The following is a 26,034-nucleotide window of genomic DNA, read 5'->3' on the forward strand; positions in this document are numbered from 1 at the left end:
CGCTCACCGGCCGCGCTCACCGGCCGCCCCCCGGGGCCGCACCCCCCCGGCCGCGTCACCCCTTGCCGATAAGGTCCGCAGGGAACGCTCCCGCGGCCACCGCCGTCCTTGCGAAGTCCGCCGCCAGTTCTGTCAGCCGGGCCACTCCGTCGGGTCCCAGGTGCTCGTAGGGTGCCCGGTCCAGGCGGTCCGTCTCCGTTTCGATGTCCGCCCGCAGGGCCACCCCCGCCTCGGTCAGCTCGCCCGCCGCGTCCAGCAGGCCGCGGTCGCGCAGCCGGTCCGCCGTCGCGTCCCAGTCGTCCTGGCTCCAGCCGCGCGTGGCGAACACCCACTTCGGGGCCATGCCCTTGCCGGTCGCCGTGTGCGTCACCACCGCCTCAAGGCCGTCGAGACCGGCCGCCAGCAGCACCGCGAGGTGACCGTCGCCGCGGTGCTCGCGCAGCAGCGTGCTCGCGTGCCAGTAGGCGAGGTGGGGTTCCTGAGGCACCGGCAGGTCGGCGTGGGCGGCGTACAGCGGGCGGCCGGAGCGCGAGCAGGCCTCGGTGGCGCGCAGCGCGAGCCGCGCGGCCTCGGCCATCCGGTCGGAGGCCACCGCGTCCGCACCGAGCAGCCGCCGCATCGACGCGTCGACGGCACGCACGCGTGCGGCGAGGACGTCCTTCGGGGACGCGGTCTCCCAGACGGCCGGCACATGCCGGGCCACCAGCTCGTACTTGTAGTTGTAGAACGTCGCCGTCACCGTGCCGGCCCCGACCGGCCCCAACGCGGCCGCCCGCACCGCGAAGTTGACGGCCCGCGGATGGGTGACCCCGAGCGCGGCCAGTTCCTCGGCCAGCTCGGGGCTGAAGAAGTGGCTCGCGTGCAGGGAGTTGAGCAGGGTGTGGCAGCGGCGGCCGGCGCGCGGCTCCAGGACGGCGGTTGTCATGGCGGCACGCTACTGACTGGTTGGTACGGACTTCCAGTGTCCGGACCGAGGCCGGCGCCGTACGCCGTCCGGGATGGCAGGAAAGGTGGGCTGCTCGTCATTGCGGCCATCGGCGGACCGGCCAACAATCGATGACATGGCGCAGCGAACCGTTCTCGTCGTCCTCTTCGACGGCGTCCAGAGCCTCGACGTCACCGGCCCGGTGGAGGTCTTCACGGGTGCCGACACCCACACCCCGGGCAGCTACCGGATCCGTACCGCCTCCCTGGACGGCGCTCCCGTGCGCACCTCCAGCGGGCTGACGGTCGTACCGGACCAGACCCTGGCCGACGCGTCCGGCCCGCACACCCTGCTCGTCCCCGGCGGGCAGGGCACCCGGTGGCCCGACCCGGAACTGGTGGCGTGGCTGCGGGCGCACGGGCCGCGCGCCGCACGGCTGGTCTCGGTCTGCACCGGAGCCGTCCTGCTCGCCGCCGCCGGGCTCCTGGACGGGCACCGGGCGACCACCCACTGGGCGTACTGCGACAAGCTGGCGCGGGATCACCCCGCCGTCGAGGTCGACCCCGACCCGATCTACGTCCGGGACGGTCACGTCGCCACCTCGGCGGGGGTCACGTCCGGCATCGACCTCGCGCTCGCGCTCGTCGAGGAGGACCTGGGCCGGGACGTCGCGCTCACCGTCGCCCGGCACCTGGTGGTGCACCGGCTCCCTGCTGCTCGCCGCCGCCGGCCTCCTCGGAGGACGGCGCGCCACCTCGCACTGGCTCGCCCTCGACGAACTGCGCGGGTTCGGCGTCGAACCGACGGGGGAGCGGGTCGTCCTCGACGGCAAGTACGTCTCCGCGGCCGGTGTCTCCGCCGGCATCGACATGGGCCTCACCCTGATCGGCCGGATCTCCGGGGACGCGGTCGCCCAGGCGGTGCAGCTCGGCATCGAGTACGACCCGCAGCCGCCCTACGACGCGGGCTCCCCGCAGAAGGCGCCCGCCGAGGTCGTCGCCCTGCTCCGCTCGATGAGCCGGTTCATCCTCGGGGCGGAACTGCCCACGTGAACCGCGGCTGACGGCGCTCCAGGAAGGCGGCGACCCCCTCGGCGGTGTCGCCGCTGCCGCCTGCCTGCTCGGCCCAGTGCGCGTCCCGGTCCGTACGGCCGTTCGCGAACTCCTTCGCGGCGGCCTGCGTCAGCTGCGAGCGGGCGGCCAGGATCCGGGTGAACCCGGCCACCCGCTTGTCCAGCTCGCCCGAGGGCAGCACCTCGTCGACCAGACCGGTGCGCAGCGCCCGCTCCGCGTCGATCAGCTCGCCGGAGAAGAGCAGGTACTTGGTGGCGGCCGGGCCGACGAGGGACACCAGGCGGCGGGTGGAGGCGGCCGGGTAGACGATGCCGAGCTTGGCCGGTGTCACCCCGAACAACGCGCCCTCCTCGGCGAACCGCAGGTCGCAGGCGGCGGCGAGCTGCGAGCCGCCGCCGACGCAGTGGCCGCGCACCGCGGCGAGGGTCGGCTTGGGGAACGCGGCGAGGGCCTCCTCGGCGGCGACGGCGAGGGACTGCGCCTCGGCGGGGGAGCCCCGGAGGGTGGAGATGTCGGCGCCGGCGCAGAAGGTGCCGCCCTCGCCGGTGAGCACCAGGGCCCGCACGGCGGGGTCGGCCGCGAGGCGGTCGAGGAGCGGCGGGAGGGTGCGCCACATCTCCGCGGTCATCGCGTTGCGTTTGGCCGGGTTGCCGATGACTACGGTGGCAACGGCTTCTTCGACCTGGTGGGTGAGGCGGGGCTCCATGGGCGGGATGCTATAGGCGCGGGTCCGCCCTGCCCCGGGCGGCCGCCGTCGTATCCCTCGGAAAGTTCTCATACCCGTACAACCCGAATAGTTCGCGAAATCGGTATCGAGGAGGGCAAGAGTCGTTCCACAACTGACCTTGTCATACGCCAACGGTCAGATCCGCTCGATATTTGCTGACTTGTGTTCAGTCCTCCGGAGCGGAGCGGGTCGTTGCCAACACTCGACGTGTGGTGACAATCGAGCGCGAGGGTGGCGACCGGACGATGGAGAACCACGGGCGCGGGCACGACCCGCGTCCAGAGGGAGGCGGCGCTCCGCCGCCGGGTCCGCTGCCGTACGAAGGAGTCTGGCGGTTCACCGCCCCCGCCGTGGACGCCTCGGTCCCGCAGGCGCGCCGCGCCGTACGGGACCTGCTCCAGCGCCAGGGCGTCCCGGTCTCGGAGGACCTGGTGTACGGGCTGTTGCTGATCGTCTCCGAACTGGTCACCAACGCGGTCAAGCACGCGGCGCTGCTGTCGCCGGTGCTCGCCGTGGAGGTCGCCGTCGGCGCCGAGTGGGTGCGGGTGTCGGTGGAGGACAGCCATCCCTACCGCCCGACCGCCCTGGAGGCCGACCACGGCCGGACCGGCGGCCGGGGGCTGCTGCTGGTGCGGGAGGTGGCCCGGGAGGCGGGCGGGGTCGTGGACGTGGAGCACACGTCGAGTGGCGGCAAGGTGATCTGGGCCGCCCTGCCGCTCAAGCCCGCGACGCTGCCCTGAGCGGCCGGTTCACCAGCCCGCGGACGGGCCCGTCAGCTCCCTGATCGCCGGGCGGGCCGCGTCCAGCACGGTCATGAACCAGGACGAGAAGGGGTCCTTCGCGTGCCGCTCGGCCAGCTCGGCGGCCGTCACGAAGACGGTCGCCTCGACCTCCTCCGGGTCCGGCGCGAGCGTCGCCTGCACCATGCCGACGAACAGGTGGTTGAACTCCTGCTCGACCAGGCCGGAGGCCGGGTCCGGGTGGTTGTAGCGGACCGTGCCCGCCTCGGCGAGCAGCGACGGGGAGACCCCCAGCTCCTCGAAGGTCCGCCGGGCCGCCGCCGCGAAGGGCGCCTCGCCGGGGTAGGGGTGGCCGCAGCAGGTGTTGGACCACACGCCGGGGGAGTGGTACTTGCCCAGGGCCCGCTGCTGGAGCAGCAGCCTGCCGTGTTCGTCGAAGAGGAAGACGGAGAACGCCCGGTGCAGCTGCCCGGGCGGCTGGTGCGCGGCCAGCTTCTCCGCGGTGCCGATGGTCACACCCTTCTCGTCGACGAGTTCAAGGAAAATCGCGTCTGCGGTCCCTTCCGACGTGCTGTGCGTCGCGGTGGCAGGTGTGATCGGCATACCCATCCTTCGCCTCGGTCCTCGCACCAAGTCTGCCGTACGAATCCGACACTCCCGGCACTTCCCGGCACGGGCACGCCGGAAGAGGGACCCGGTACTTGATCGTGCCCTACGGGTGCGAGAGGGAACCGTCCGGGGGTCTCGAACACCAGCCCGCCGGGGGAGTGCGGAGCGCCGCGTTCCAGGCCCCCGGGCCCGGCGGGGTCAGTGGCAGAGCCGGGCCTCGTGCTCCGCGTGCCCGCCCGGCTCCAGCTGGAAGGTGCAGTGCTCCACGTCGAAGTGGTGGCCCAGGCAGCCCTGCAGCTCGTGCAGCATCTTCTCGTGGCCGATGGCGCTCAGCACGTCCGAGCGGACCACCACGTGCGCCGACAGCACCGGCATCCCCGAGGTGATCGTCCAGGCGTGCAGGTCGTGGACGTCCTCCACGCCGTCCAGTGCCAGGATGTGCGACCGCACCTCCGCCATGTCGACGTCCCGCGGCGCCGCCTCCAGCAGGACGTCCAGGGTCTCGCGCAGCAGCTTCACCGTCCTCGGCACGATCATCAGGCCGATCACCAGTGAGGCGATCGGGTCGGCCGCCTGCCAGCCGGTGGTCAGGATCACCACGGCCGAGATCAGCACCGCCAGCGAGCCCAGCGCGTCGGCCGCCACCTCCAGGAAGGCGCCGCGCACGTTCAGGCTCTCCTGCTGGCCGCGGACCAGCAGCGTGAGCGAGATCATGTTGGCGACCAGACCGATCAGACCGAACACGATCATCTGGCCGCCGTGCGTGTCCGCGGGCGTGAGGAACCGCTGGACCGCCTCGTACAGCACGTAGCCGCCGACCACGAGCAGCAGCAGGCAGTTCGCCAGGGCCGCGAGGATCTCGGCGCGGGCGAGGCCGAAGGTGCGGTTGGTGCTGGCCGGGCGGTTGGCGAAGTGGATCGCCAGCAGGGCCATGCCCAGGCCCAGCGCGTCGGTCGCCATGTGGGCCGCGTCCGCGATCAGCGCGAGCGAGTCGGCCAGCAGGCCGCCGGCGATCTCGACCACCATCACCCCGAGGGTGATGGCGAGCGCCACCCGGAGCCGGCCGCGGTACGCCGCCGCGGCCGTACCGGTCGGCGGTGCGTGGCTGTGGCTGTGGCCGTGGTCGTGCCCTGCCCCCATGAGATACGCCTCCTGTGTTCGCCCGGGATCACAGTGAACTACGGGTGGGGGGTATCCGGCAACGCGGCACTGAACACCGTTGTCATGTGCCCTGACCTGCGGAAACGAACCCCAGGCCAGGGCACCCTCAGTTGCCTCGGGTGCCGGGCCGGGCACCGTGGGCGACCGGCCGGCCGCCCGTCGGGCGGTGTCCTCAATGCCCGTTCTGCGAACGTCATTTGTGGGCCGGGGCCCGGATCGCGGATGATGATCTCGGCAAAGGCAGGGACAGAGCGGGCCGACCGTGCCGTGAACGGCCGGTGAACAAGCAGTCCTCACCATCCGCTAACCTCTGCCGAATGCCGTCCGGGGGCCGCCAGGCACACCCCGCCCCACCACGCAGCAGACCGGCGCCCGGCCGCCGGCACCCAGGGAGTGAGTTCGGTTGTCGACCGCCATCGTCACCGGTCCGCCGGTCCCCGGATCGTCACTGGAGAGCGATCTGCGGGCCCTCGGCTTCGAGGTGCGGGCGGCGTCGGACACCGCCGAGGCCGAGGCCCTGCTCGCGGCCGTACCGGCCGACGGCCGCGTCGCCGTCGTCGACGCCCGCTTCGTCGGCCACCTGCACGCCCTGCGTCTCGGCCTCACCGACCCCCGCTTCCCGCTCGCCGCGATCCCCGGCGCCGTCACCGCCCAGCCGGCCGCCCGGCCGGCCCTGGCCCGCGCGCTGGCCCGGGAGGCCGCCGCCGGCGGTGCCACCGCCCTCGCCGTCGACGGCCTGGTCACCGCCCTGGACGCCGACGTCCACCGCCCCGAGCTGGGCAGCCTGGTCGCCGCCGTGCCCGCCGACCCGCAGGCCCGCAACGAGGCCCGGCAGGCCGTCGCCGCCGTCGACGACGAGGCCGTACGCCTCAGGTCGGCCGTGAAGTCCCGGGACGGCTTCTTCACCACCTTCTTCATCAGCCCGTACTCGCGCTACATCGCCCGCTGGTGCGCCCGGCGCGGACTGACCCCCAACCAGGTCACCACCGCCTCGCTGCTCACCGCCCTGATCGCGGCGGCCTGCGCGGCCACCGGCACCCGGACCGGCTTCGTCGCCGCGGGCGTCCTGCTGCTCTGCTCGTTCGTCCTGGACTGCACCGACGGCCAGCTCGCCCGCTACTCCCTGCAGTACTCCACCCTCGGCGCCTGGCTGGACGCCACCTTCGACCGGGCCAAGGAGTACGCCTACTACGCGGGCCTCGCCCTGGGCGCCGCCCGCGGCGGCCATGACGATGTATGGGCGCTCGCGCTCGGCGCGATGATCCTGCAGACCTGCCGGCACGTGGTCGACTTCTCCTTCAACGAGGCCAACCACGACGCCACCGCCAACACCAGCCCCACCGCCGCGCTCTCCGGCCGGCTCGACAGCGTCGGCTGGACGGTCTGGGTGCGCCGGATGATAGTCCTGCCCATCGGCGAACGATGGGCCCTGATAGCCGTCCTCACGGCCGCCACCACCCCCCGGATCACCTTCTACGTGCTGCTGGCCGGCTGTGCATTCGCCGCCACGTACACCACGGCCGGGCGGGTGCTGCGGTCGCTGACCCGGAAGGCGAAGCGGACCGACCGGGCGGCGCGGGCGCTGGCGGACCTGGCCGACACCGGCCCGCTGGCGGAGCTGAGCGCCCGCGTCCTGCGCCGTGCGAGCAAGGGTCCGGCGGTGCTGTGGGCGGCCGCCGGCACCGCGCTGCTGCTCCTCGCCGCCTGGCTCGACGGCCCGGGACCGGCGCTCGTCGGGGGCGCCGTCGTCTACGTCCTGATCTCGTCCGAAGCGGTCGTCAAACCCCTCAAGGGCGCCCTCGACTGGCTGGTCCCGCCCCTCTTCCGGGCCGCCGAATACGGCACCGGCCTGATCCTCGCAAGCAAATCCGGGGTGAACGGAGCCCTTCCCGCGGCTTTCGGTCTGGTGGCCGCCGTCGCCTACCATCACTACGACACGGTGTACCGCATCCGCGGCGACGCCGGGGCGCCGCCGGCCTGGCTGGTACGCGCCATCGGGGGACAGGAAGGGCGGACGCTGCTGGTCACCGTCCTGGCCACGGCGCTCACCGCCGCGCAGTTCAAGGCCGCGCTCACGGTTCTCGCCGTGCTCGTGGCCGGGCTGGTGCTCGTCGAGAGCATCCGCTTCTGGGTGTCCGCAGGGGCGCCCGCCGTACACGACGAAGGAGAACCCGCATGATCGGCCTCGTGCTGGCGGCCGGCGCCGGACGGCGTCTGCGCCCCTACACCGACAGCCTGCCCAAGGCGCTGGTGCCGGTGGGGCCCGCCGGGATAGAGGACTCGATCACGGTGCTCGACCTGACCCTCGGCAACTTCGCCGAGATCGGCCTGACCGAGGTCGCGATCATCGTCGGCTACCGCAAGGAGGCCGTCTACGAGCGCAAGGCGGCCCTGGAGGCCAAGTACGGGCTCAAGCTCACCCTCATCGACAACGACAAGGCCGAGGAGTGGAACAACGCCTACTCCCTGTGGTGCGGCCGTGACGCCCTCAAGGACGGTGTGATCCTCGCCAACGGCGACACCGTGCACCCGGTCTCCGTCGAGAAGACGCTGCTCGCCGCCCGCGGCGAGGGCAAGAAGATCATCCTGGCGCTGGACACGGTCAAGGACCTCGCCGACGAGGAGATGAAGGTCGTCGTCGGCGCCGGCCAGGGCATGACGAAGATCACCAAGCTGATGGACCCCGCCGAGGCCACCGGCGAGTACATCGGCGTCACCCTCATCGAGGGCGACGCCGCGCCCGAGCTGGCCGAGGCGCTGAAGGCGGTCTGGGAGACCGACCCGCAGCAGTTCTACGAGCACGGCTACCAGGAGCTGGTCGACCGCGGCTTCCGGATCGACGTGGCGCCGATCGGCGACGTCCGGTGGGTCGAGATCGACAACCACGACGACCTCGCCCGGGGACGGGAGATCGCGTGCCAGTACTGACCCGGCTGATCCCCTCCCCGGTCGTCGTCGACATCCGCCCGGGTGCCCTCGACGACCTCGCCGGCGTGCTCGCCGACGAACGCATCTCGCACTCCGGCCGGCTCGCCGTCGCGGTCAGCGGCGGCTCCGGTTCGCAGCTGCGCGAGCGCGTCTCGCCGAGCCTGCCCGGCGCCACCTGGTACGAGGTCGGCGGCGGCACCCTCGACGACGCGATCCGGCTGGCCGGCGAGATCAAGGCCGGCCACTACGACGCGGTCGTCGGCCTCGGCGGCGGCAAGATCATCGACTGCGCCAAGTTCGCGGCCGCCCGGGTGGGCCTGCCGCTGGTCGCCGTCCCGACGAACCTCGCCCACGACGGCCTGTGCTCGCCCGTCGCCACCCTCGACAACGACGCGGGCCGCGGCTCGTACGGCGTGCCCAACCCGATCGCGGTCGTCATCGACCTCGACGTCGTCCGGGAGGCCCCGGCGCGTTTCGTGCGCTCCGGGATCGGCGACGCCGTCTCCAACATCTCGGCGATCGCGGACTGGGAGCTGTCCCACCGCGTCACCGGCGAGAAGATCGACGGTCTGGCGGCCGCCATGGCCCGGCAGGCCGGCGAGGCGGTACTGCGCCACCCCGGCGGCATCGGCGAGAACGACTTCCTCCAGGTGCTCGCCGAGGCGCTGGTGCTCAGCGGCATCGCCATGTCGGTGTCGGGCGACTCCCGCCCGTCCTCCGGCGCCTGCCACGAGATCAACCACGCCTTCGACCTGCTCTTCCCGAGGCGTGCCGCCAGCCATGGCGAGCAGTGCGGGCTCGGCGCGGCCTTCGCGATGTACCTGCGCGGAGCCCACGAGGAGTCCGTGCACATGGCCGATGTGCTGCGCCGGCACGGACTGCCGGTGCTGCCGGAGGAGATCGGCTTCACCGTGGACGAGTTCGTCCGGGTCGTGGAGTTCGCTCCGGAGACCAGGCCCGGCCGCTACACCATCCTCGAACACCTCGACCTCAAGACCCACCAGATCAAGGACTTCTACGTCGACTATGTCAAGGCCATCGGTAGCTGAACTCCGTCCGGTCGTGCACCCCGTGGGGGTCAAGGACCGGCGCAGCGGTGAGCACTGGATGGGGCGCCTCTACATGCGTGAGGTGTCCCTGCGGGTCGACCGCTACCTGGTGAACACCAGGGTCACGCCCAACCAGCTCACGTACCTGATGACCGTCTTCGGCGTCCTCGCCTGCCCGGCCCTGCTGGTGCCGGGCGTCTGGGGCGCCGTGCTCGGTGTGGTCTGCGTCCAGATGTACCTGCTGCTCGACTGCGTCGACGGCGAGGTCGCCCGCTGGAAGCAGCAGTACTCGCTGGGCGGCGTCTACCTGGACCGGGTCGGCGCCTACCTCACCGACGCCGCCGTTCTGGTGGGCCTCGGGCTGCGCGCCGCCGACCTGTTCGGCAGCGGCCGTATCGACTGGCTGTGGGCCTTCCTGGGCACCCTGGCCGCGCTCGGCGCCATCCTGATCAAGGCCGAGACCGACCTGGTGGGCGTCGCCCGGCACCAGGCCGGCCTGCCGGTGGTCAAGGAGGCCGCCGCCGAGATGCGCTCCTCCGGGATGGCACTGGCCCGCCGGGCCGCCGCCCTGTTCCGGTTCCACCGGCTGATCCTCGGCATCGAGGCCTCGCTGCTGATCCTGCTGCTCGCCGTCGCCGACCACTTCCACGGCGACCTCTTCTGGACCCGGCTCGGCACCGCCGTGCTGGCCGGCATCGCGCTGCTGCAGACCCTGCTGCACCTGGTCTCGGTCCTCGCGTCGAGCAGGCTGCGGTGAGCGCCGGGCTGAAGGTCGGCGCGGTCGTCATCACCATGGGCAACCGCCCCGACGAACTGCGCGCCCTCCTCGACTCGGTCGCCAAGCAGGACGGCGACCGGGTCGAGGTCGTCGTCGTCGGCAACGGCTCGCCCGTCCCCGACGTCCCCGACGGCGTCCGCACCCTGGAGCTGCCCGAGAACCTCGGGATCCCGGGCGGCCGCAACGTCGGCATAGAGGCCTTCGGCCCGAGCGGCCGCGATGTCGACATACTGCTCTTCCTCGACGACGACGGCCTGCTCGCCGAGCACGACACCGCCGAGCTGTGCCGCCGGGCCTTCACCGCCGACCAGCGGCTCGGCATCATCAGCTTCCGCATCGCCGACCCGGACACCGGCGTCACCCAGCGCCGGCACGTGCCGCGGCTGCGGGCCTCCGACCCGATGCGCTCCTCCCGGGTCACCACCTTCCTCGGCGGCGCCAACGCCGTCCGCACCCAGGTCCTCGCCGAGGTCGGCGGCCTGCCGGACGAGTTCTTCTACGCCCACGAGGAGACCGACCTGGCCTGGCGGGCCCTGGACGCCGGCTGGATGATCGACTACCGCTCCGACATGGTCCTCAACCACCCCACCACCGCCCCCTCGCGGCACGCGGTCTATCACCGGATGGTCGCCCGCAACCGGGTCTGGCTGGCCCGCCGCAACCTGCCCGCCCTCCTGGTGCCGGTCTACCTCGGGGTGTGGATGCTGCTGACCCTGGTGCGCCGCCCCTCCCGCCCCGCCCTGCACGCCTGGTTCGCCGGCTTCCGGGAGGGCTGGACCACCCCGTGCGGACCCCGCCGCCCGATGCGCTGGCGGACCGTGTGGAAGCTCACGCGACTGGGCCGTCCCCCGGTGATCTGACAAGCTCGAAGGTGCGTGTCCGCGCGTACGGCGTGCGGACCCGCCTCGGGGACGGCCGCGCACGGCGCGCGGACACCCCCGGGAACGTGCCCGATGGCGGGGACGTGTCGCGCCCGGTAGCACAATTCCGTAAGACGAACGTAAGACGCATCCGAGAACGGATCCGAAGGCGAATCCGACCACGGATGCGAAGACGGATCCGAAGACGAAGGCTTCCATCCTTGAGTGAGACAACGCATGACGGCGGGATCGCGGTGACCGCGGTGCCGTCCCCCGACGAGGGCCTCACGGGGGCGCAGCTGGCCGCCAGGTACGGCCTCGCGGTGAGCGGTGCACGCCCCCCGCTGGCCGAGTACGTACGCCAGCTCTGGGGGCGGCGCCACTTCATCCTGGCCTTCTCGCAGGCGAAGCTCACGGCCCAGTACAGCCAGGCCAAGCTCGGCCAGCTCTGGCAGGTGGCCACACCGCTGCTGAACGCGGCCGTGTACTACTTCATCTTCGGCGTGATCCTGCACGCGAGCCGGGGCATGTCACAGGACGTCTACATCCCGTTCCTGGTCACCGGCGTGTTCACCTTCACGTTCACCCAGAGCTCGATCATGACGGGCGTGCGGGCGATCTCTGGCAACCTCGGTCTGGTGCGCGCGCTGCACTTCCCGCGCGCCTCGCTGCCGATCTCCTTCGCGCTCCAGCAGCTCCAGCAGCTGCTGTTCTCGATGATCGTCATGGTCGCCGTGGTGGTCGGGTTCGGCAGCCGGCCGGGGCTCGCCTGGGTGCTGGTCGTCCCGATCCTGTTCCTGCTGTTCCTCTTCAACACCGGCCTGGCCCTGATCGTGGCCCGGATGGGCGCCAAGACGCCGGACCTCGCCCAGCTGCTGCCGTTCATACTGCGCACCTGGATGTACATGTCCGGTGTGATGTTCTCGATCACCAAGATGATGGAGGGCCGCCCGGAGTGGGCGCGCACGCTGCTCCAGGTCAACCCCGCCACCGTCTTCATGGACCTGATGCGCTTCGCCCTCATCGACGGCTACGGCGCCTCGAACCTGCCGCCGCACGTCTGGGTCGTCGCGCTGTCCTGGGCCGTGGTCCTGTTCGCCGGTGGTTTCGTGTACTTCTGGAAGGCTGAGGAGCGGTACGGCCGTGGCTGAGCAGAGCATAGGGGAGCGCATCCCCACCGTCATCGCGGAGGACGTGCACATCGTCTACCGCGTCAACGGCGCCAAGACCGGCAAGGGCAGCGCGACGGCCGCCCTCAGCCGCATCTTCCGGCGCGGCGACGAGCGGGGCGTCCGCAAGGTGCACGCGGTCCGTGGCGTCTCGTTCGTCGCCTACCGCGGCGAGGCCATCGGCCTGATCGGTTCCAACGGCTCCGGCAAGTCCACCCTGCTGCGCGCCATCGCCGGCCTGCTGCCCACCGAGCAGGGCAGGGTCTACACCCACGGGCAGCCCTCGCTGCTCGGCGTCAACGCGGCCCTGATGAACGACCTCACCGGCGAACGGAACGTCATCCTGGGTGGGCTCGCCATGGGAATGACCCGCGAGGAGATCAAGGACCGCTACGAGGAGATCGTCGAGTTCTCCGGCATCAACGACAAGGGCGATTTCATCACCCTGCCGATGCGCACCTACTCCTCCGGCATGGCGGCCCGCCTCCGCTTCTCCATCGCGGCCGCCAAGGACCACGACGTCCTCATGATCGACGAGGCGCTGGCCACCGGTGACGCGGCCTTCCGCAAGCGCTCCGAGGACCGGATCCGTGAGCTGCGCGAGCACGCCGGCACGGTGTTCCTGGTCAGTCACAACAACAAGTCGATCCGCGACACCTGCGACCGCGTCCTGTGGCTGGAGCGCGGTGAGCTGCGCATGGACGGGCCGACCGAAGAGGTGCTCAAGGAGTACGAGAAGTTCTCGGGCAAGTAGCCCCGTCCGGCCCAGGCCCCGCCGGAACCTTTCCGGCGGGGCCCGCGTCTGCAAAGGAAACGTCAACTCGGGCTCGCCTTAGGAATCTTGACGCCAATCGGTGTGTTGTTGTGATCTGCGGGACACCCCGACGAACCTCGATGCGTTGTACAACGTAAGCTGTACCGGTCCCGGAAAGCGGCAAGAGGGGCGATAATGCGCGACACCCTCCGCCGGGCCGCCCGGCGGACTGCTGGGCGGCGTGTCCGAAATAGTGTGTATTGGGTCGGCAGTGTAGAACGGGAGATGTGACGGCAATGGCTACGGAAACTCCCCAGCTCAACGCAGGCCGCGCCGTCCCCGCCCCGGGCAGCGAACGGTGACGGCAGCCGGCCCGGTGCGCACCGGAGACCCGGAGCGCGGCACCCTGGACAAGGCCGCGGACGAGAACTTCCCCGTGGCCCCCTTCTTCCTGCCGAAAGCCTGGCGCGACGACCTGATGGCGGTGTACGGCTTCGCCCGCCTCGTCGACGACATCGGCGACGGCGACCTCGCTCCCGGCGGCGGCGACGCCCGCCTCCTCGGGGTCTCCCCGGAGGAGGCCGAGGACCGCCTGGTCCTGCTCGACGCCTTCGAGGCCGACCTGTGCCGCGTCTTCGACGGCGTCCCGCACCACCCCCTGCTGCGCCGCCTGCAGCCCACGGTCCGGCGCCGCGCGCTGACCCCCGAGCCCTTCCTCGGACTGATCGCCGCCAACCGCCAGGACCAGCTCGTCAAGCGCTACGAGACCTACGACGACCTCCTCGCCTACTGCGAGCTGTCCGCCAACCCCGTCGGCCGCCTGGTCCTCGCCGTCACCGGAACCTCGACCGCCGAGCGCATCCGGCTCTCCGACTCGATCTGCACCGCACTGCAGATCGTCGAACACCTCCAGGACGTGGCCGAGGACCTCGGCCGCGACCGGATCTATCTGCCCGCCGGGGACATGAAGCGCTTTCACGTCCAGGAGGCGGATCTCGCCAGGAAAACCGCAGGCGCATCGGTGCGTGCACTGGTTGCATACGAAGCACAACGCGCCCGCGATCTCCTGAATGAAGGCGCCCCCCTTGTGGGTAGCGTCCACGGCAGGTTGAAGCTGCTGCTTGCGGGGTTCGTGGCGGGGGGAAGGGCGGCGGTCCACGCGATCGCCGCCGCCGAATACGACGTACTTCCCGGCCCGCCCAAGCCCGGCAAGGGCCGGTTGCTGCGTGAGGTGGGCGTGACTCTGCGAGGAGAGGGGTGATCCGGACCGTGGACTCTCCCACACATGTGTCCGCACCGGTACTCGCCGCCTACAGCTACTGCGAGACGGTCACCGGACAGCAGGCACGGAACTTCGCCTACGGCATCCGGCTGCTCCCGGCGCCCAAGCGGCGCGCCATGTCGGCGCTCTACGCCTTCTCCCGGCGTGTCGACGACATCGGCGACGGCGAGCTGGCGGACGACGTGAAGGCGGCCCGCCTGGAGGACACCCGGGCGCTGCTGGCCCGGGTCCAGGACGGCGCGGTCGCCGAGGACGACACCGACCCGGTCGCGGTCGCCCTCGCCCATGCCGCCCAGGCCTTCCCGATCCCGCTGGGCGGCCTGGACGAGCTGATCGACGGCGTCCTGATGGACGTCCGCGGCGAGACCTACGAGACCTGGGACGACCTCAAGGTCTACTGCCGGTGCGTGGCCGGTGCCATCGGCCGGCTCTCGCTCGGCGTGTTCGGTACGGAACCGGGGGCGCGCGGCGCCGAGCGCGCGCCGGAGTATGCCGACACGCTCGGGCTCGCGCTCCAGCTCACCAACATCCTCAGAGACGTCCGCGAGGACGCCGGCAACGGCCGTACCTACCTGCCCTCCGACGACCTCGCCAAGTTCGGCTGCTCGGCCGGATTCCACGGGCCGACCCCGCCGGAGGGCTCCGACTTCGCCGGACTCGTGCACTTCGAAGTACGGCGCGCCCGTGCCCTTTTCGCCGAGGGCTACCGGCTGCTGCCCATGCTCGACCGGCGCAGCGGCGCCTGTGTCGCCGCGATGGCCGGTATCTACCGCCGCCTGCTCGACCGCATCGAGCGCGAACCCGAGGCGGTGCTGCGCGGCCGGGTCTCGCTGCCCGGACGCGAGAAGGCGTACGTCGCCGTGCGCGGCCTGTCCGGGCTCGACACCCGGCGTCACACCTCCCGCCTGACCGTCAGGAGGCGCGCCTGATGGACAAAGTGGGTCAGGGTGACTCCACCGGAGAGAAACGGCAGGCAACCCTCCGGCACGGCGTGGCGTCCCTGACTGCGACGGCCCGACCTGCCCCGTTCCACCGGCACGGCGGGCGGCCAGGGGAGGAAACACGATGACCGACGGCACGCGATCCGAGCGGACGCCCGACGACATCCCGTCCGGGCGCACCGCGGTCGTGATCGGCGGCGGTCTCGCGGGCATCACGGCCGCGCTCGCGCTCGCCGACGCGGGGGTGCGCGTGACCCTGCTCGAAGGCAGGCCGAGGCTCGGCGGGCTCGCCTTCTCCTTCCAGCGCGGCGACCTGACCGTGGACAACGGCCAGCACGTGTACCTGCGTTGCTGCACCGCCTACCGCTGGTTCCTCGACCGCATCGAGGGCACGGCGCTGGCACCGCTGCAGGACCGCCTCGACGTACCCGTCCTCGACCTCGCCAAGCCGGAGGGGCGGCGCCTGGGCAGGCTGCGGCGCGACCCGCTGCCCGTCCCCCTTCACCTGGGGCGCAGCCTGGCCGCCTATCCGCACCTCTCGCTCGCCGAACGGGCCAGGGTGGGGCGTGCCGCGCTCGCGCTCAAGGGGCTCGACCTCGCCGATCCGAGCCTGGACGCACAGGACTTCGGCAGCTGGCTGGCCGCCCACGGCCAGTCGGCGCGTGCCGTCGAGGCCCTGTGGGACCTGGTCGGGGTCGCCACCCTCAACGCGGTCGCGGGCGACGCCTCGCTGGGGCTCGCCGCGATGGTGTTCAAGACCGGTCTGCTGTCCGCCCCGGGCGCGGCCGACATCGGCTGGGCCCATGTGCCGCTGGGCGAACTGCACGACCGGCTGGCCCGCAAGGCGCTCGACTCCGCGGGCGTGCGTACCGAGGTCCGTACACGCGTCACCTCCGTCTCCACTAACGAGAACGGAACCTGGAGCGTTCAGGTTCCCGGCGAGACGCTCACCGCCGACGCCGTCGTGCTCGCCGTCGCCCAGCGCGAGGCCTACGACCTGCTGCCTTCCGGCGCCCTGGACGCCCCGGAAAACCTGCTGGAGATCGGCACCGCGCCGATCCTCAACGTCCATGTGGTCTACGACCGCACGGTGCTCACCAAGCCGTTCTTCGCGGCCCTCGGCACCCCGGTCCAGTGGGTGTTCGACCGCACCCACGCCTCCGGGCTGCGCGCGGGACAGTACCTCGCGCTGTCCCAGTCGGCCGCCCAGGACGAGATCGACCTGCCCGTGGCCGACCTGCGCGAGCGCTACCTGCCCGAGCTGGAACGGCTGTTGCCCGGTGCGCGCGGCGCGGGGGTGCAGGACTTCTTCGTGACCCGGGAGCGCACCGCGACGTTCGCCCCCACCCCCGGCGTCGGGCGGCTGCGGCCCGGCGCCCGCACCAAGGCACCCGGCCTCTACCTGGCCGGAGCGTGGACCGCCACCGGGTGGCCCGCGACCATGGAGAGTGCGGTCCGCAGCGGTGTGAGCGCGGCTGACGCCGCCCTCGGCACCCTGGGCCGGCCCCGCCCCCGTCACCTCTTCGAGTTCGAGGAGGCGGCGTGACGCTCGATCAGCAGGCGGCAGGCCTCCGCACCCCCGGTACCGCAACAAGAGGAGAAACTGTGCCCACTGTGCCCCCGGACTCGAAGGGCGCCCGAGAGACCGCAGTGGACGTGACCGCGCTCCTGGAGCGCGGCCGGACCCTTGCCACACCGGTACTGCGGGCGGCCGTCGACCGCCTGGCCTCCCCCATGGACACCGTGGCCGCCTACCACTTCGGCTGGATCGACGCCGAGGGCAACCCCGCCGACGGCGACGGCGGCAAGGCCGTGCGGCCCGCGCTCGCCGTGCTCTCCGCCGAGGTCACCGGCGCCGCCCCCGAGGTCGGCATCCCCGGCGCCGTCGCCGTCGAACTCGTCCACAACTTCTCCCTGCTGCACGACGACCTGATGGACGGCGACGAACAGCGCCGGCACCGCGACACCGTCTGGAAGGTGCACGGCCCCGCCCAGGCCATCCTGGTCGGCGACGCCCTGTTCGCCCTCGCCAACGAGATCCTGCTCGAACTCGGCACCGCCGAGGCCGGCCGCGCCACCCGCCGGATCACCACCGCCACCCGCGCCCTGATCGACGGCCAGGCCCAGGACATCTCCTACGAGCACCGCGACCGGGTCAGCGTCGAGGAGTGCCTGGAGATGGAGGGCAACAAGACCGGCGCCCTGCTCGCCGCCTCCAGCTCCATCGGCGCGGTGCTCGGCGGCGCCGACGACCGCACCGCCGACACCCTGGAGAAGTACGGCTACCACCTCGGCCTCGCCTTCCAGGCCGTCGACGACCTGCTCGGCATCTGGGGCGACCCGGAGGCCACCGGCAAGCAGACCTGGAGCGACCTGCGCCAGCGCAAGAAGTCCCTGCCGGTCGTCGCCGCGCTCGCCGCCGGCGGACCCGCCTCCGAGCAGCTTGGCGAGATCCTCGCCGCCGACGCCAAGAGCAGCGACTTCGAGAACTTCTCCGAGGAGGAGTTCGCCGCCCGCGCCGCCCTCATCGAGGAGGCCGGCGGCCGCGAGTGGACCGCCGAAGAGGCGCGCCGTCAGCACACCATCGCCATCGAGGCCCTGCACGCCATCGACATGCCCGACCGGGTACGGGCTCAGTTCACGGCGCTCGCGGACTTCGTCGTCGTACGAAAGAGATGATCATTATCGGTCGAATAGTCCTCGCGTAGTCGCCGGCCGGTGCGAGCGCGCAGCCAGCACCGGCCGACGGCGGACCCACAGCAGAACGATTTCGCACGACTGCACGAAGGGGAAGCCATGACAGCGACGACCGACGGAAGCACCGGGGCCACCCTGCCGCCCCGGGCCGACTCGGCCACCACCGAACTCACCACCCCCGTGGCGACCGGGGTACAAGAAGCCGCCGAACGCGCCGTACAGCGTGCCACCGGCCATCTGCTCGCCCAGCAGGACGCGCAGGGCTGGTGGAAGGGCGACCTGGAGACCAACGTCACCATGGACGCCGAGGACCTGCTGCTCCGCCAGTTCCTCGGCATCCGCGACGAGGCCACGACCACCGCCGCCGCGCTCTTCATCCGCGGCGAGCAGCGCGAGGACGGCACCTGGGCCACCTTCTACGGCGGCCCCGGCGAACTCTCCACCACCATTGAGGCCTACGTCGCCCTGCGGCTGGCCGGCGACGCGCCGGACGCCCCCCATATGGCGAAGGCGTCGGCCTGGATCCGCGAGCGCGGCGGGATCGCCGCCGCCCGGGTCTTCACCCGGATCTGGCTGGCCCTGTTCGGCTGGTGGAAATGGGAGGACCTGCCCGAACTCCCGCCGGAACTCCTGTACTTCCCCAAGTGGTTCCCGCTCAGCATCTACAACTTCGGCCAGTGGGCCCGGCAGACCATCGTGCCGCTCACCGTGGTCTCGGCCAAGCGCCCGGTGCGCCCGGCCCCCTTCCCGCTGGACGAGCTCCACACCGACCCGGCCGACCCGAACCCGCCCCGGCCCCTGGCCACGGTGGCCAGCTGGGAGGGCGTCTTCCAGCGGCTCGACAAGGTTGTCCGCGGCTACCGCAGGGTCGCGCTGGGCCGGCTGCGCGGCTCCGCCCTGAAGTCCGCCGCCCGCTGGATCGTCGAGCGCCAGGAGAACGACGGCGCCTGGGGCGGCATCCAGCCCCCGGCCGTCTACTCGGTGATCGCCCTGTACCTGCTCGGCTACGACCTCGAACACCCCGTGATGCGCGCCGGGTTGGAGTCGCTGGATCGTTACGCCGTGTGGCGCGAGGACGGCGCCCGGATGATCGAGGCCTGCCAGTCGCCGGTGTGGGACACCTGCCTGGCGACCATCGCCCTGGCCGACGCCGGGCTCCCCGCCGACCACCCGCAGCTGGTCAAGGCCGCCGACTGGATGCTCGGCGAGCAGATCGTCCGCCCCGGCGACTGGGCGGTCAAGCGGCCCCAGCTCCCGCCGGGCGGCTGGGCGTTCGAGTTCCACAACGACAACTACCCCGACATCGACGACACCGCCGAGGTCGTCCTCGCGCTGCGCCGGGTCAGGCACCACGACCCGGAGCGGATGGAGAAGGCCATCGGGCGCGGGGTGCGCTGGAACCTCGGCATGCAGTCGAAGAACGGCGCCTGGGGCGCCTTCGACGTCGACAACACCAGCCCGTTCCCCAACCGGCTGCCGTTCTGCGACTTCGGCGAGGTCATCGACCCGCCGTCGGCCGACGTCACCGCGCACGTCGTGGAGATGCTCGCCTTCGAGGGCATGTCCCACGACCCGCGCACCCGGCGCGGCATCGACTGGCTGCTCGCCGAACAGGAGCCGAACGGCGCCTGGTTCGGGCGCTGGGGCGTCAACTACGTCTACGGCACCGGGTCGGTGGTACCCGCGCTCACCGCCGCCGGGCTGCCTGTCTCGCACCCGGCGATCCGGCGCGCGGTGACCTGGCTGGAGCAGGTCCAGAACGAGGACGGAGGCTGGGGCGAGGACCTGCGCTCCTACAAGTACGCCGACGACTGGAGCGGTCGCGGCGCGTCCACCGCCTCCCAGACGGCGTGGGCGCTGATGGCGCTGCTCGCGGCGGGGGAGAAGGACGCCAAGGCCGTCGAGCGGGGCGTCCGGTGGCTCGCCGAGACGCAGGCCGAGGACGGCTCCTGGGACGAGCCGTACTTCACCGGTACCGGCTTCCCGTGGGACTTCTCCATCAACTACCACCTCTACCGGCAGGTCTTCCCGCTCACCGCGCTCGGCCGCTACGTCCACGGCGAGCCCACCCCCGAGGCAGAGGGGGACTGATGAGCACCACGCCCGCGCCGGCCCCGCTGCTGATCGCCTGCGCACTCGGCATCGAGCACCTCGCCCTGCGCGCCGGCGAACGCGGGGGCGCGGGCGGACCTGTCACCGTGCTGCGCACCGGCATGGGCCCCAGGGCGGCGGAACGGTCCGTCACCCGGGTCCTGGCCGATCCCGCGCTCGCCGGTGCCGCGGTCCTGGCGACGGGCTTCTGCGCGGGACTCGCGCCCGGGATGCACCCCGGCGACCTGGTCGTCGCCGAGGAGACCCGGGACCCCCGCGGCAGCGTCCCGTGCGTGGGCACCGAGCTCCTCGTGAAGGAACTCGTACGGACCCTGCCCGGCCGGACCGTCCACACCGGGCCGGTCACCGGCTCCGATCACGTCGTCCGCGGTCACGAGCGGTCGGATCTGCTCGCGACCGGCGCAATCGCGGTCGACATGGAATCGGCGGCCACGCTCCTGAGCGCCGTGCACGCGGGTGAGCGCCCCGTTGCGGCCGTCAGGGTGGTCGTGGACGCTCCTGAACATGAACTCGTCCGGATCGGCACGGTGCGCGGTGGAATATCTGCTTTCCGCGTTCTTCGATCCGTTCTTCCAGCTTTCTTCGAATGGCACCGTTCTTTGCTGCTCCCCCGGAGGTGAGCCAGATGGCCATGCCGCTGCGTCAGTCGATCAAGGTCGCTACTTACTTGGCCGAACAGAAGCTCCGCAAGCGGGACAAGTTCCCGCTGATCGTGGAGCTGGAACCGCTCTTCGCGTGCAACCTGAAATGTGAGGGCTGCGGCAAGATCCAGCACCCGGCGGGGGTGCTGAAGCAGCGCATGCCGGTCGCGCAGGCGGTCGGGGCGGTGCTGGAGTCCGGTGCGCCGATGGTGTCCATCGCGGGCGGCGAACCCCTGATGCATCCTCAGATCGACGAGATCGTGCGGCAGCTGGTGGCGAAGCGGAAGTACGTCTTCCTCTGCACCAACGCGATGCTGCTGCGCAAGAAGATGGACAAGTTCACGCCCTCGCCCTACTTCGCCTTCGCGGTGCACATCGACGGGCTGCGCGAGCGGCACGACGAGTCCGTCGCGAAGGAAGGCGTGTTCGACGAGGCGGTGGAGGCCATCAAGGAGGCCAAGCGGCGCGGCTTCCGGGTGACCACCAACTCGACGTTCTTCAACACGGACACCCCGCAGACCATCATCGAGGTGCTCAACTTCCTCAACGACGACCTCAAGGTCGACGAGATGATGATCTCGCCCGCCTACGCCTACGAGAAGGCCCCCGACCAGGAGCACTTCCTGGGCGTGGAGCAGACCCGGGAACTCTTCAAGAAGGCCTTCGCCGGCGGCAACCGGAAGAAGTGGCGGCTCAACCACTCCCCGCTCTTCCTGGACTTCCTGGAGGGCAAGGTCGACTTCCCGTGCACGGCCTGGGCGATCCCGAACTACTCGCTCTTCGGCTGGCAGCGCCCCTGCTACCTGATGAGCGACGGGTACGTGCCGACGTACCGCGAACTCATCGAGAAGACCGACTGGGACAAGTACGGCCGCGGCAAGGACCCGCGCTGCGCCAACTGCATGGCGCACTGCGGCTACGAGCCCACCGCCGTCCTCGCCACCATGGGGTCGCTCAAGGAGTCGCTGCGCGCGATGCGCGAGACGGTCTCCGGGAACCGGGAGTGACGGCATGACCGCAGTCTCCCTGGGCCTCCCCGAGGTCCCGGCCCGGCCGATCGCCGAGCGGCGCGTGTCCCGGCAGATCCAGGTCGGGCCCGTGCCGGTCGGCGGCGGCGCCCCGGTGTCGGTCCAGTCGATGACCACGACCCGCACCTCGGACATCGGCGCCACCCTCCAGCAGATCGCCGAACTCACCGCGTCCGGCTGCCAGATCGTCCGCGTCGCCTGCCCCACGCAGGACGACGCGGACGCCCTGGCCACCATCGCGAGGAAGTCCCAGATCCCGGTGATCGCGGACATCCACTTCCAGCCCAAGTACGTCTTCGCGGCCATCGAGGCCGGCTGCGCGGCGGTCCGCGTCAACCCCGGCAACATCAAGAAGTTCGACGACCAGGTGAAGGAGATCGCGCGGACCGCCAAGGACCACGGCACCCCGATCCGCATCGGGGTCAACGCGGGCTCGCTCGACCGCCGGCTCCTCGAGAAGTACGGCAAGGCGACCCCCGAGGCGCTGGTCGAGAGCGCTCTCTGGGAGGCCTCGCTCTTCGAGGAGCACGACTTCCGGGACATCAAGATCTCCGTCAAGCACAACGACCCGGTCGTGATGATCGAGGCGTACCGGCAGCTCGCCGCCCAGTGCGACTACCCGCTGCACCTCGGGGTCACGGAGGCGGGCCCGGCGTTCCAGGGCACCGTCAAGTCGGCGGTCGCCTTCGGGGCATTGCTGTCCCAGGGCATCGGTGACACGATCCGCGTCTCGCTGTCCGCCCCGCCCGCGGAGGAGGTCAAGGTCGGCATCCAGATCCTGGAGTCGCTGAACCTGCGGCAGCGGCGCCTGGAGATCGTCTCCTGCCCGTCCTGCGGGCGCGCCCAGGTCGACGTCTACAAGCTGGCGGACGAGGTGACGGCGGGCCTGGAGGGCATGGAGGTGCCGCTGCGCGTCGCCGTCATGGGGTGCGTGGTCAACGGCCCCGGCGAGGCACGGGAGGCCGACCTGGGGGTCGCGTCCGGCAACGGCAAGGGGCAGATCTTCGTCAAGGGCGAGGTCGTCAAGACCGTGCCCGAGTCGAAGATCGTGGAGACCCTCATCGAGGAAGCGATGAAGATCGCCGAGCAGATGGAGCAGGACGGCGCCGGGTCCGGAGCACCCGCCGTCACGGTGAGCTGAACAGCACGGACCGAGAGGGGGCCGAGCGTGACGATTCTGGAGACCATCCGGGGACCACGCGACCTGAAGGCGCTGTCCGAGGCGGAACTCGGCGAACTGTCCGAAGAAATACGCGAGTTCCTGGTGCACGCGGTCGCCAGGACCGGCGGCCACCTCGGGCCCAACCTGGGCGTCGTGGAGCTGACCGTCGCGCTGCACCGGGTCTTCGAGTCCCCGGCCGACCGCATCCTGTGGGACACCGGCCACCAGAGTTACGTCCACAAGCTGCTGACCGGCCGTCAGGACTTCTCCAAGCTGCGCGGCAAGGGCGGCCTGTCCGGATACCCCTCGCGCGAGGAGTCCGAGCACGACGTCATCGAGAACAGCCACGCCTCCACCGCGCTCGGCTGGGCCGACGGCCTCGCCAAGGCCCGCCAGGTGCAGGGGGAGAAGGGCCATGTCGTCGCGGTCATCGGCGACGGCGCGCTGACCGGGGGAATGGCCTGGGAGGCGCTCAACAACATCGCGGCCGCCAAGGACCGGCCGCTGATCATCGTCGTCAACGACAACGAGCGGTCCTACGCGCCCACCATCGGCGGCCTCGCCAACCACCTGGCGACGCTGCGCACCACCGACAGCTACGAGAGAGTGCTGGCCTGGGGCAAGGACGTCCTCCTGCGCACCCCGGTGGTCGGCAACACCATCTACGAGTCCCTGCACGGCGCGAAGAAGGGCTTCAAGGACGCCTTCGCCCCGCAGGGCATGTTCGAGGACCTGGGTCTCAAGTACGTCGGCCCGATCGACGGCCACGACATCAAGGCGGTCGAGTCGGCGCTGCGACGGGCGAAACGCTTCCACGGGCCGGTGCTCGTGCACTGCCTCACGGAGAAGGGGCGCGGCTACGAGCCCGCCCTCGCCCACGAGGAGGACCACTTCCACACCGTCGGCGTGATGGACCCGCTCACCTGCGAGCCGCTCGCGCCGTCGGGCGGCCCTTCCTGGACCTCGGTGTTCGGCGACGAGATCGTCCGGATCGGCGAGGAACGGGACGACGTCGTGGCCATCACCGCGGCCATGCTGCACCCGGTCGGCCTCGGCAGGTTCGCCGAGCGCTTCCCCGGCCGGGTCTGGGACGTCGGCATCGCCGAGCAGCACGCGGCGGTCTCGGCGGCCGGCCTCGCCACCGGCGGACTGCACCCGGTGGTCGCCGTCTACGCCACGTTCCTGAACCGCGCCTTCGACCAGTTGCTGATGGACGTGGCGCTGCACCGCTGCGGGGTGACGTTCGTCCTGGACCGGGCGGGCGTGACGGGAGTCGACGGCGCCTCGCACAACGGCATGTGGGACATGTCGATCCTCCAGGTCGTCCCCGGCCTGCGGATCGCCGCCCCGCGCGACGCCGAGCAACTGCGCCTCCAGTTGCGGGAGGCGGTCGCCGTGGACGACGCGCCGACGCTGGTCCGCTTCCCGAAGGAGTCGGTGGGACCGGACATCCCGGCGGTCGACCGGGTCGGCGGGGTGGATGTGCTGCACCGCGGGGAGGACGCGCGGGTGCTGCTGGTGGCGGTCGGCGTGATGGCGCCGGTGTGTCTGCAGGCCGCGGAGCTGCTGGCTGCCCGGGGGATCAACTGCACGGTGGTGGACCCCCGTTGGGTCAAGCCCGTGGATCCCGCGCTGCCGGTGCTGGCGGCCCAGCACGAACTGGTCGCCGTCGTCGAGGACAACAGCCGGGCGGCCGGCGTCGGCGCGGCGGTCGCGCTGGCGCTGGGCGACGCCGAAGTGGACGTGCCGGTACGGAGGTTCGGGATTCCGGAGCAGTTCCTGGCGCATGCCAAGCGGGGGGAGGTGCTGGCCGACATCGGGCTGACGCCGGTGGAGATCGCGGGGCGGATCGGGGCAAGTCTCGCGGGGCGGGGTGCCGCGGGGGGCCGTTCGGCGGGTGCGGCGCCGTCCGGGCTGGTCGCGCAGTTCCTCCCCCAGCCTTCGGCTGGGGGTACCCCCAGCGCCCCTACGGGGCGCTGACCGTGAGGGCGCTTACAAGGAGAAGGAATGACGACGGAGTTCGACCTCGGTGCCTTGCTCGCCGAGCGTGGCGGTGAGCGGTACGAGCTGCATGCGAAGTACCTGAACCACCAGCTCCCGCGCATGCTGCACACCATCGGGTTCGACAAGGTCTACGAGCGGGCCGAGGGCGCGCACTTCTGGGACGCGGACGGCAACGACTACCTGGACATGCTCGCCGGGTTCGGGGTGATGGGGCTGGGCCGCCACCACCCCGTCGTCCGCAAGGCCCTGCACGACGTGCTGGACGCCCAGCTGGCCGACCTCACCCGCTTCGACTGCCAGCCGCTGCCCGGACTGCTCGCCGAGCGGCTCCTCGCGCACAGCCCGCACCTGGACCGGGTCTTCTTCGGCAACAGCGGCACCGAGGCGGTGGAGACGGCCCTGAAGTTCGCCCGTTTCGCCACCGGCAGACCCCGCGTCCTCTACTGCGACCACGCCTTCCACGGCCTGACCACCGGCTCGCTGTCGGTCAACGGCGAGGACGGCTTCCGGGACGGCTTCGCCCCGCTGCTGCCCGACACCGCCGTCCCCCTCGGCGATCTCGACGCGCTCGCCCGGGAGCTGAAGAAGGGCGACGTGGCCGCCCTGATCGTCGAGCCGATCCAGGGCAAGGGGGTGCACGAGGCGCCGCCCGGCTACCTGCGGGCCGCGCAGGAGCTGCTGCACAAGCACAAGGCGCTGCTCATCGCCGACGAGGTGCAGACCGGCCTCGGCCGCACCGGCGACTTCTACGCCTACCAGCACGAGGAGGGCGTCGAACCGGACCTGGTGTGCGTGGCCAAGGCGCTGTCCGGCGGGTACGTCCCGGTCGGCGCCACCCTCGGCAAGGACTGGATCTTCAAGAAGGTCTACTCCTCCATGGACCGCGTCCTGGTCCACTCGGCCAGCTTCGGCGCCAACGCGCAGGCCATGGCGGCCGGGCTCGCCGTCCTCTCGGTCATGGAGAACGACCAGATCGTCGCCGGTTCCCGGGCCGTGGGGGAGCAGCTCAGGTCCCGGCTCGCCGCCCTCACCGACAAGTACGAGCTGCTCGCCGAGGTACGCGGCCGGGGCCTGATGATCGGCATCGAGTTCGGCCGGCCCAGCTCGCTGAAGCTGCGCAGCCGCTGGACCATGCTGCAGGCCGCCCGCAAGGGCCTGTTCGCCCAGATGGTCGTCGTACCGCTGCTGCAACGGCACCGGATCCTCACCCAGGTCTCCGGCGACCACCTGGAGGTGATCAAGCTCATTCCGCCGCTGGTCGTCGACGAGTCCGACGTGGACCGCTTCGTGGACGCCTTCACCGACGTCATGGACGACGCCCACAGCGGTGGCGGCCTGATGTGGGACTTCGGCAAGACGCTGATCAAGCAGGCGGTGGCCAACCGCTAGCTTTT

At 71.5% G+C, this 26,034-nt stretch carries 24 protein-coding genes and 2 pseudogenes; 22 read left to right on the top strand and 4 right to left on the bottom strand.

Going from position 1 to position 26,034, the window contains the following annotated elements; genetic code table 11:
- Window positions 1-55 precede the first annotated feature (55 nt).
- Window positions 56-925, bottom strand: a complete 870-nt coding sequence (locus tag ACIQVL_RS43735; RefSeq protein ID WP_403435624.1) for a hypothetical protein — start codon at window positions 923-925, stop codon at window positions 56-58.
- A 136-nt stretch (window positions 926-1,061) separates the two neighbouring features.
- Between ACIQVL_RS43735 and ACIQVL_RS43740 the strand changes: the two are divergent.
- The 3 genes and pseudogenes from ACIQVL_RS43740 to ACIQVL_RS43750 form a co-directional block, all read left to right on the top strand.
- Window positions 1,062-1,625 (top strand): annotated as a pseudogene (locus ACIQVL_RS43740) (AraC family transcriptional regulator); the annotation flags it as partial.
- Window positions 1,626-1,638: 13 nt separating this feature from the next.
- Window positions 1,639-1,752: pseudogene (locus tag ACIQVL_RS43745) on the top strand (DJ-1/PfpI family protein); the annotation flags it as partial.
- Window positions 1,753-1,794: 42 nt separating this feature from the next.
- On the top strand, window positions 1,795-1,977 hold the full coding sequence (locus tag ACIQVL_RS43750; protein WP_403478292.1) for a hypothetical protein: 183 nt from the start codon (window positions 1,795-1,797) through the stop codon (window positions 1,975-1,977).
- Here ACIQVL_RS43750 and ACIQVL_RS43755 read toward each other — a convergent pair.
- Window positions 1,949-2,704 carry an enoyl-CoA hydratase/isomerase family protein gene (locus tag ACIQVL_RS43755; protein ID WP_403478266.1) on the bottom strand — a complete coding sequence of 252 codons (756 nt, stop codon included), beginning with the start codon at window positions 2,702-2,704 and terminating at the stop codon, window positions 1,949-1,951. The genes ACIQVL_RS43750 and ACIQVL_RS43755 overlap by 29 nt on opposite strands.
- 266 nt (window positions 2,705-2,970) lie before the next feature.
- On the opposite strand from ACIQVL_RS43755, the gene ACIQVL_RS43760 reads away from it, so the two are divergent.
- Window positions 2,971-3,465, top strand: coding sequence for an ATP-binding protein (locus ACIQVL_RS43760; protein WP_403436031.1), 495 nt, complete (start codon window positions 2,971-2,973; stop codon window positions 3,463-3,465).
- A gap of 9 nt (window positions 3,466-3,474) precedes the next feature.
- On the opposite strand, the gene idi is transcribed toward ACIQVL_RS43760, so the two are convergent.
- Both idi and ACIQVL_RS43770 read right to left on the bottom strand, forming a co-directional pair.
- The gene (gene idi / locus ACIQVL_RS43765; RefSeq protein WP_093497795.1) at window positions 3,475-4,068 is read right to left on the bottom strand and encodes an isopentenyl-diphosphate Delta-isomerase; all 594 of its coding nucleotides are present in this window, start codon (window positions 4,066-4,068) and stop codon (window positions 3,475-3,477) included.
- Window positions 4,069-4,272: 204 nt separating this feature from the next.
- On the bottom strand, window positions 4,273-5,214 hold the full coding sequence (locus ACIQVL_RS43770; protein ID WP_403435630.1) for a cation diffusion facilitator family transporter: 942 nt from the start codon (window positions 5,212-5,214) through the stop codon (window positions 4,273-4,275).
- A gap of 424 nt (window positions 5,215-5,638) precedes the next feature.
- Here ACIQVL_RS43770 and ACIQVL_RS43775 point away from each other — a divergent pair, with 424 nt between their 5' ends.
- The 18 genes from ACIQVL_RS43775 (at window position 5,639) to ACIQVL_RS43860 (ending at window position 26,029) form a co-directional block, all read left to right on the top strand.
- Entirely contained in the window at window positions 5,639-7,414 is a 1,776-nt protein-coding gene (locus tag ACIQVL_RS43775) for a DUF5941 domain-containing protein (protein WP_403478267.1), read from the top strand.
- A complete protein-coding gene (locus ACIQVL_RS43780; RefSeq protein ID WP_403435633.1) occupies window positions 7,411-8,163 on the top strand; it encodes a sugar phosphate nucleotidyltransferase in 753 nt (250 codons plus the stop codon). Before ACIQVL_RS43775 ends, ACIQVL_RS43780 begins: the two co-directional genes overlap by 4 nt.
- Window positions 8,151-9,212 (top strand): iron-containing alcohol dehydrogenase family protein, encoded by a 1,062-nt coding sequence (locus tag ACIQVL_RS43785; RefSeq protein WP_403435634.1) that lies wholly within the window; start codon window positions 8,151-8,153, stop codon window positions 9,210-9,212. Before ACIQVL_RS43780 ends, ACIQVL_RS43785 begins: the two co-directional genes overlap by 13 nt.
- A gap of 13 nt (window positions 9,213-9,225) precedes the next feature.
- The gene (locus tag ACIQVL_RS43790; RefSeq protein WP_046728530.1) at window positions 9,226-9,969 is read left to right on the top strand and encodes a CDP-alcohol phosphatidyltransferase family protein; all 744 of its coding nucleotides are present in this window, start codon (window positions 9,226-9,228) and stop codon (window positions 9,967-9,969) included.
- Window positions 9,966-10,850, top strand: a complete 885-nt coding sequence (locus ACIQVL_RS43795) for a glycosyltransferase family 2 protein (protein WP_403478268.1) — start codon at window positions 9,966-9,968, stop codon at window positions 10,848-10,850. Before ACIQVL_RS43790 ends, ACIQVL_RS43795 begins: the two co-directional genes overlap by 4 nt.
- A 221-nt stretch (window positions 10,851-11,071) precedes the next feature.
- Window positions 11,072-12,001 carry an ABC transporter permease gene (locus ACIQVL_RS43800; RefSeq protein WP_403478269.1) on the top strand — a complete coding sequence of 310 codons (930 nt, stop codon included), beginning with the start codon at window positions 11,072-11,074 and terminating at the stop codon, window positions 11,999-12,001.
- The gene (locus tag ACIQVL_RS43805) at window positions 11,994-12,773 is read left to right on the top strand and encodes an ABC transporter ATP-binding protein (RefSeq protein WP_403435640.1); all 780 of its coding nucleotides are present in this window, start codon (window positions 11,994-11,996) and stop codon (window positions 12,771-12,773) included. Before ACIQVL_RS43800 ends, ACIQVL_RS43805 begins: the two co-directional genes overlap by 8 nt.
- Before the next feature lie 358 nt (window positions 12,774-13,131).
- The gene (gene hpnC, locus ACIQVL_RS43810) at window positions 13,132-14,034 is read left to right on the top strand and encodes a squalene synthase HpnC (RefSeq protein WP_403478270.1); all 903 of its coding nucleotides are present in this window, start codon (window positions 13,132-13,134) and stop codon (window positions 14,032-14,034) included.
- Entirely contained in the window at window positions 14,031-14,984 is a 954-nt protein-coding gene (gene hpnD, locus ACIQVL_RS43815) for a presqualene diphosphate synthase HpnD (RefSeq protein WP_403435644.1), read from the top strand. The genes hpnC and hpnD overlap by 4 nt, the downstream gene beginning before the upstream one ends.
- Window positions 14,984-15,124 (top strand): DUF6380 family protein, encoded by a 141-nt coding sequence (locus ACIQVL_RS43820; protein ID WP_403435646.1) that lies wholly within the window; start codon window positions 14,984-14,986, stop codon window positions 15,122-15,124. Before hpnD ends, ACIQVL_RS43820 begins: the two co-directional genes overlap by 1 nt.
- Window positions 15,121-16,542 (top strand): hydroxysqualene dehydroxylase HpnE, encoded by a 1,422-nt coding sequence (gene hpnE, locus ACIQVL_RS43825; protein ID WP_403435648.1) that lies wholly within the window; start codon window positions 15,121-15,123, stop codon window positions 16,540-16,542. Before ACIQVL_RS43820 ends, hpnE begins: the two co-directional genes overlap by 4 nt.
- Window positions 16,539-17,675 (top strand): polyprenyl synthetase family protein, encoded by a 1,137-nt coding sequence (locus ACIQVL_RS43830; RefSeq protein ID WP_403478271.1) that lies wholly within the window; start codon window positions 16,539-16,541, stop codon window positions 17,673-17,675. Before hpnE ends, ACIQVL_RS43830 begins: the two co-directional genes overlap by 4 nt.
- 117 nt (window positions 17,676-17,792) lie before the next feature.
- Window positions 17,793-19,784, top strand: a complete 1,992-nt coding sequence (gene shc, locus ACIQVL_RS43835) for a squalene--hopene cyclase (protein ID WP_403478272.1) — start codon at window positions 17,793-17,795, stop codon at window positions 19,782-19,784.
- Window positions 19,784-20,425, top strand: a complete 642-nt coding sequence (locus tag ACIQVL_RS43840; RefSeq protein WP_403435653.1) for a 1-hydroxy-2-methyl-2-butenyl 4-diphosphate reductase — start codon at window positions 19,784-19,786, stop codon at window positions 20,423-20,425. The genes shc and ACIQVL_RS43840 overlap by 1 nt, the downstream gene beginning before the upstream one ends.
- Window positions 20,426-20,430: 5 nt before the next feature.
- Window positions 20,431-21,453: an adenosyl-hopene transferase HpnH gene (gene hpnH, locus ACIQVL_RS43845; RefSeq protein ID WP_181803030.1), complete on the top strand. Its 1,023-nt coding sequence runs from the start codon at window positions 20,431-20,433 to the stop codon at window positions 21,451-21,453.
- 4 nt (window positions 21,454-21,457) lie between these two features.
- Window positions 21,458-22,615 (top strand): flavodoxin-dependent (E)-4-hydroxy-3-methylbut-2-enyl-diphosphate synthase, encoded by a 1,158-nt coding sequence (gene ispG / locus ACIQVL_RS43850; protein ID WP_403478273.1) that lies wholly within the window; start codon window positions 21,458-21,460, stop codon window positions 22,613-22,615.
- Window positions 22,616-22,642: 27 nt separating this feature from the next.
- Window positions 22,643-24,616, top strand: a complete 1,974-nt coding sequence (dxs, locus tag ACIQVL_RS43855; RefSeq protein WP_403435657.1) for a 1-deoxy-D-xylulose-5-phosphate synthase — start codon at window positions 22,643-22,645, stop codon at window positions 24,614-24,616.
- 27 nt (window positions 24,617-24,643) lie between these two features.
- Entirely contained in the window at window positions 24,644-26,029 is a 1,386-nt protein-coding gene (locus ACIQVL_RS43860) for an aspartate aminotransferase family protein (RefSeq protein WP_403435658.1), read from the top strand.
- Window positions 26,030-26,034: the final 5 nt, after the last annotated feature.

The sequence above is a fragment of the Streptomyces sp. NPDC090499 genome (assembly GCF_044769305.1).
GTDB lineage: Bacteria > Actinomycetota > Actinomycetes > Streptomycetales > Streptomycetaceae > Streptomyces.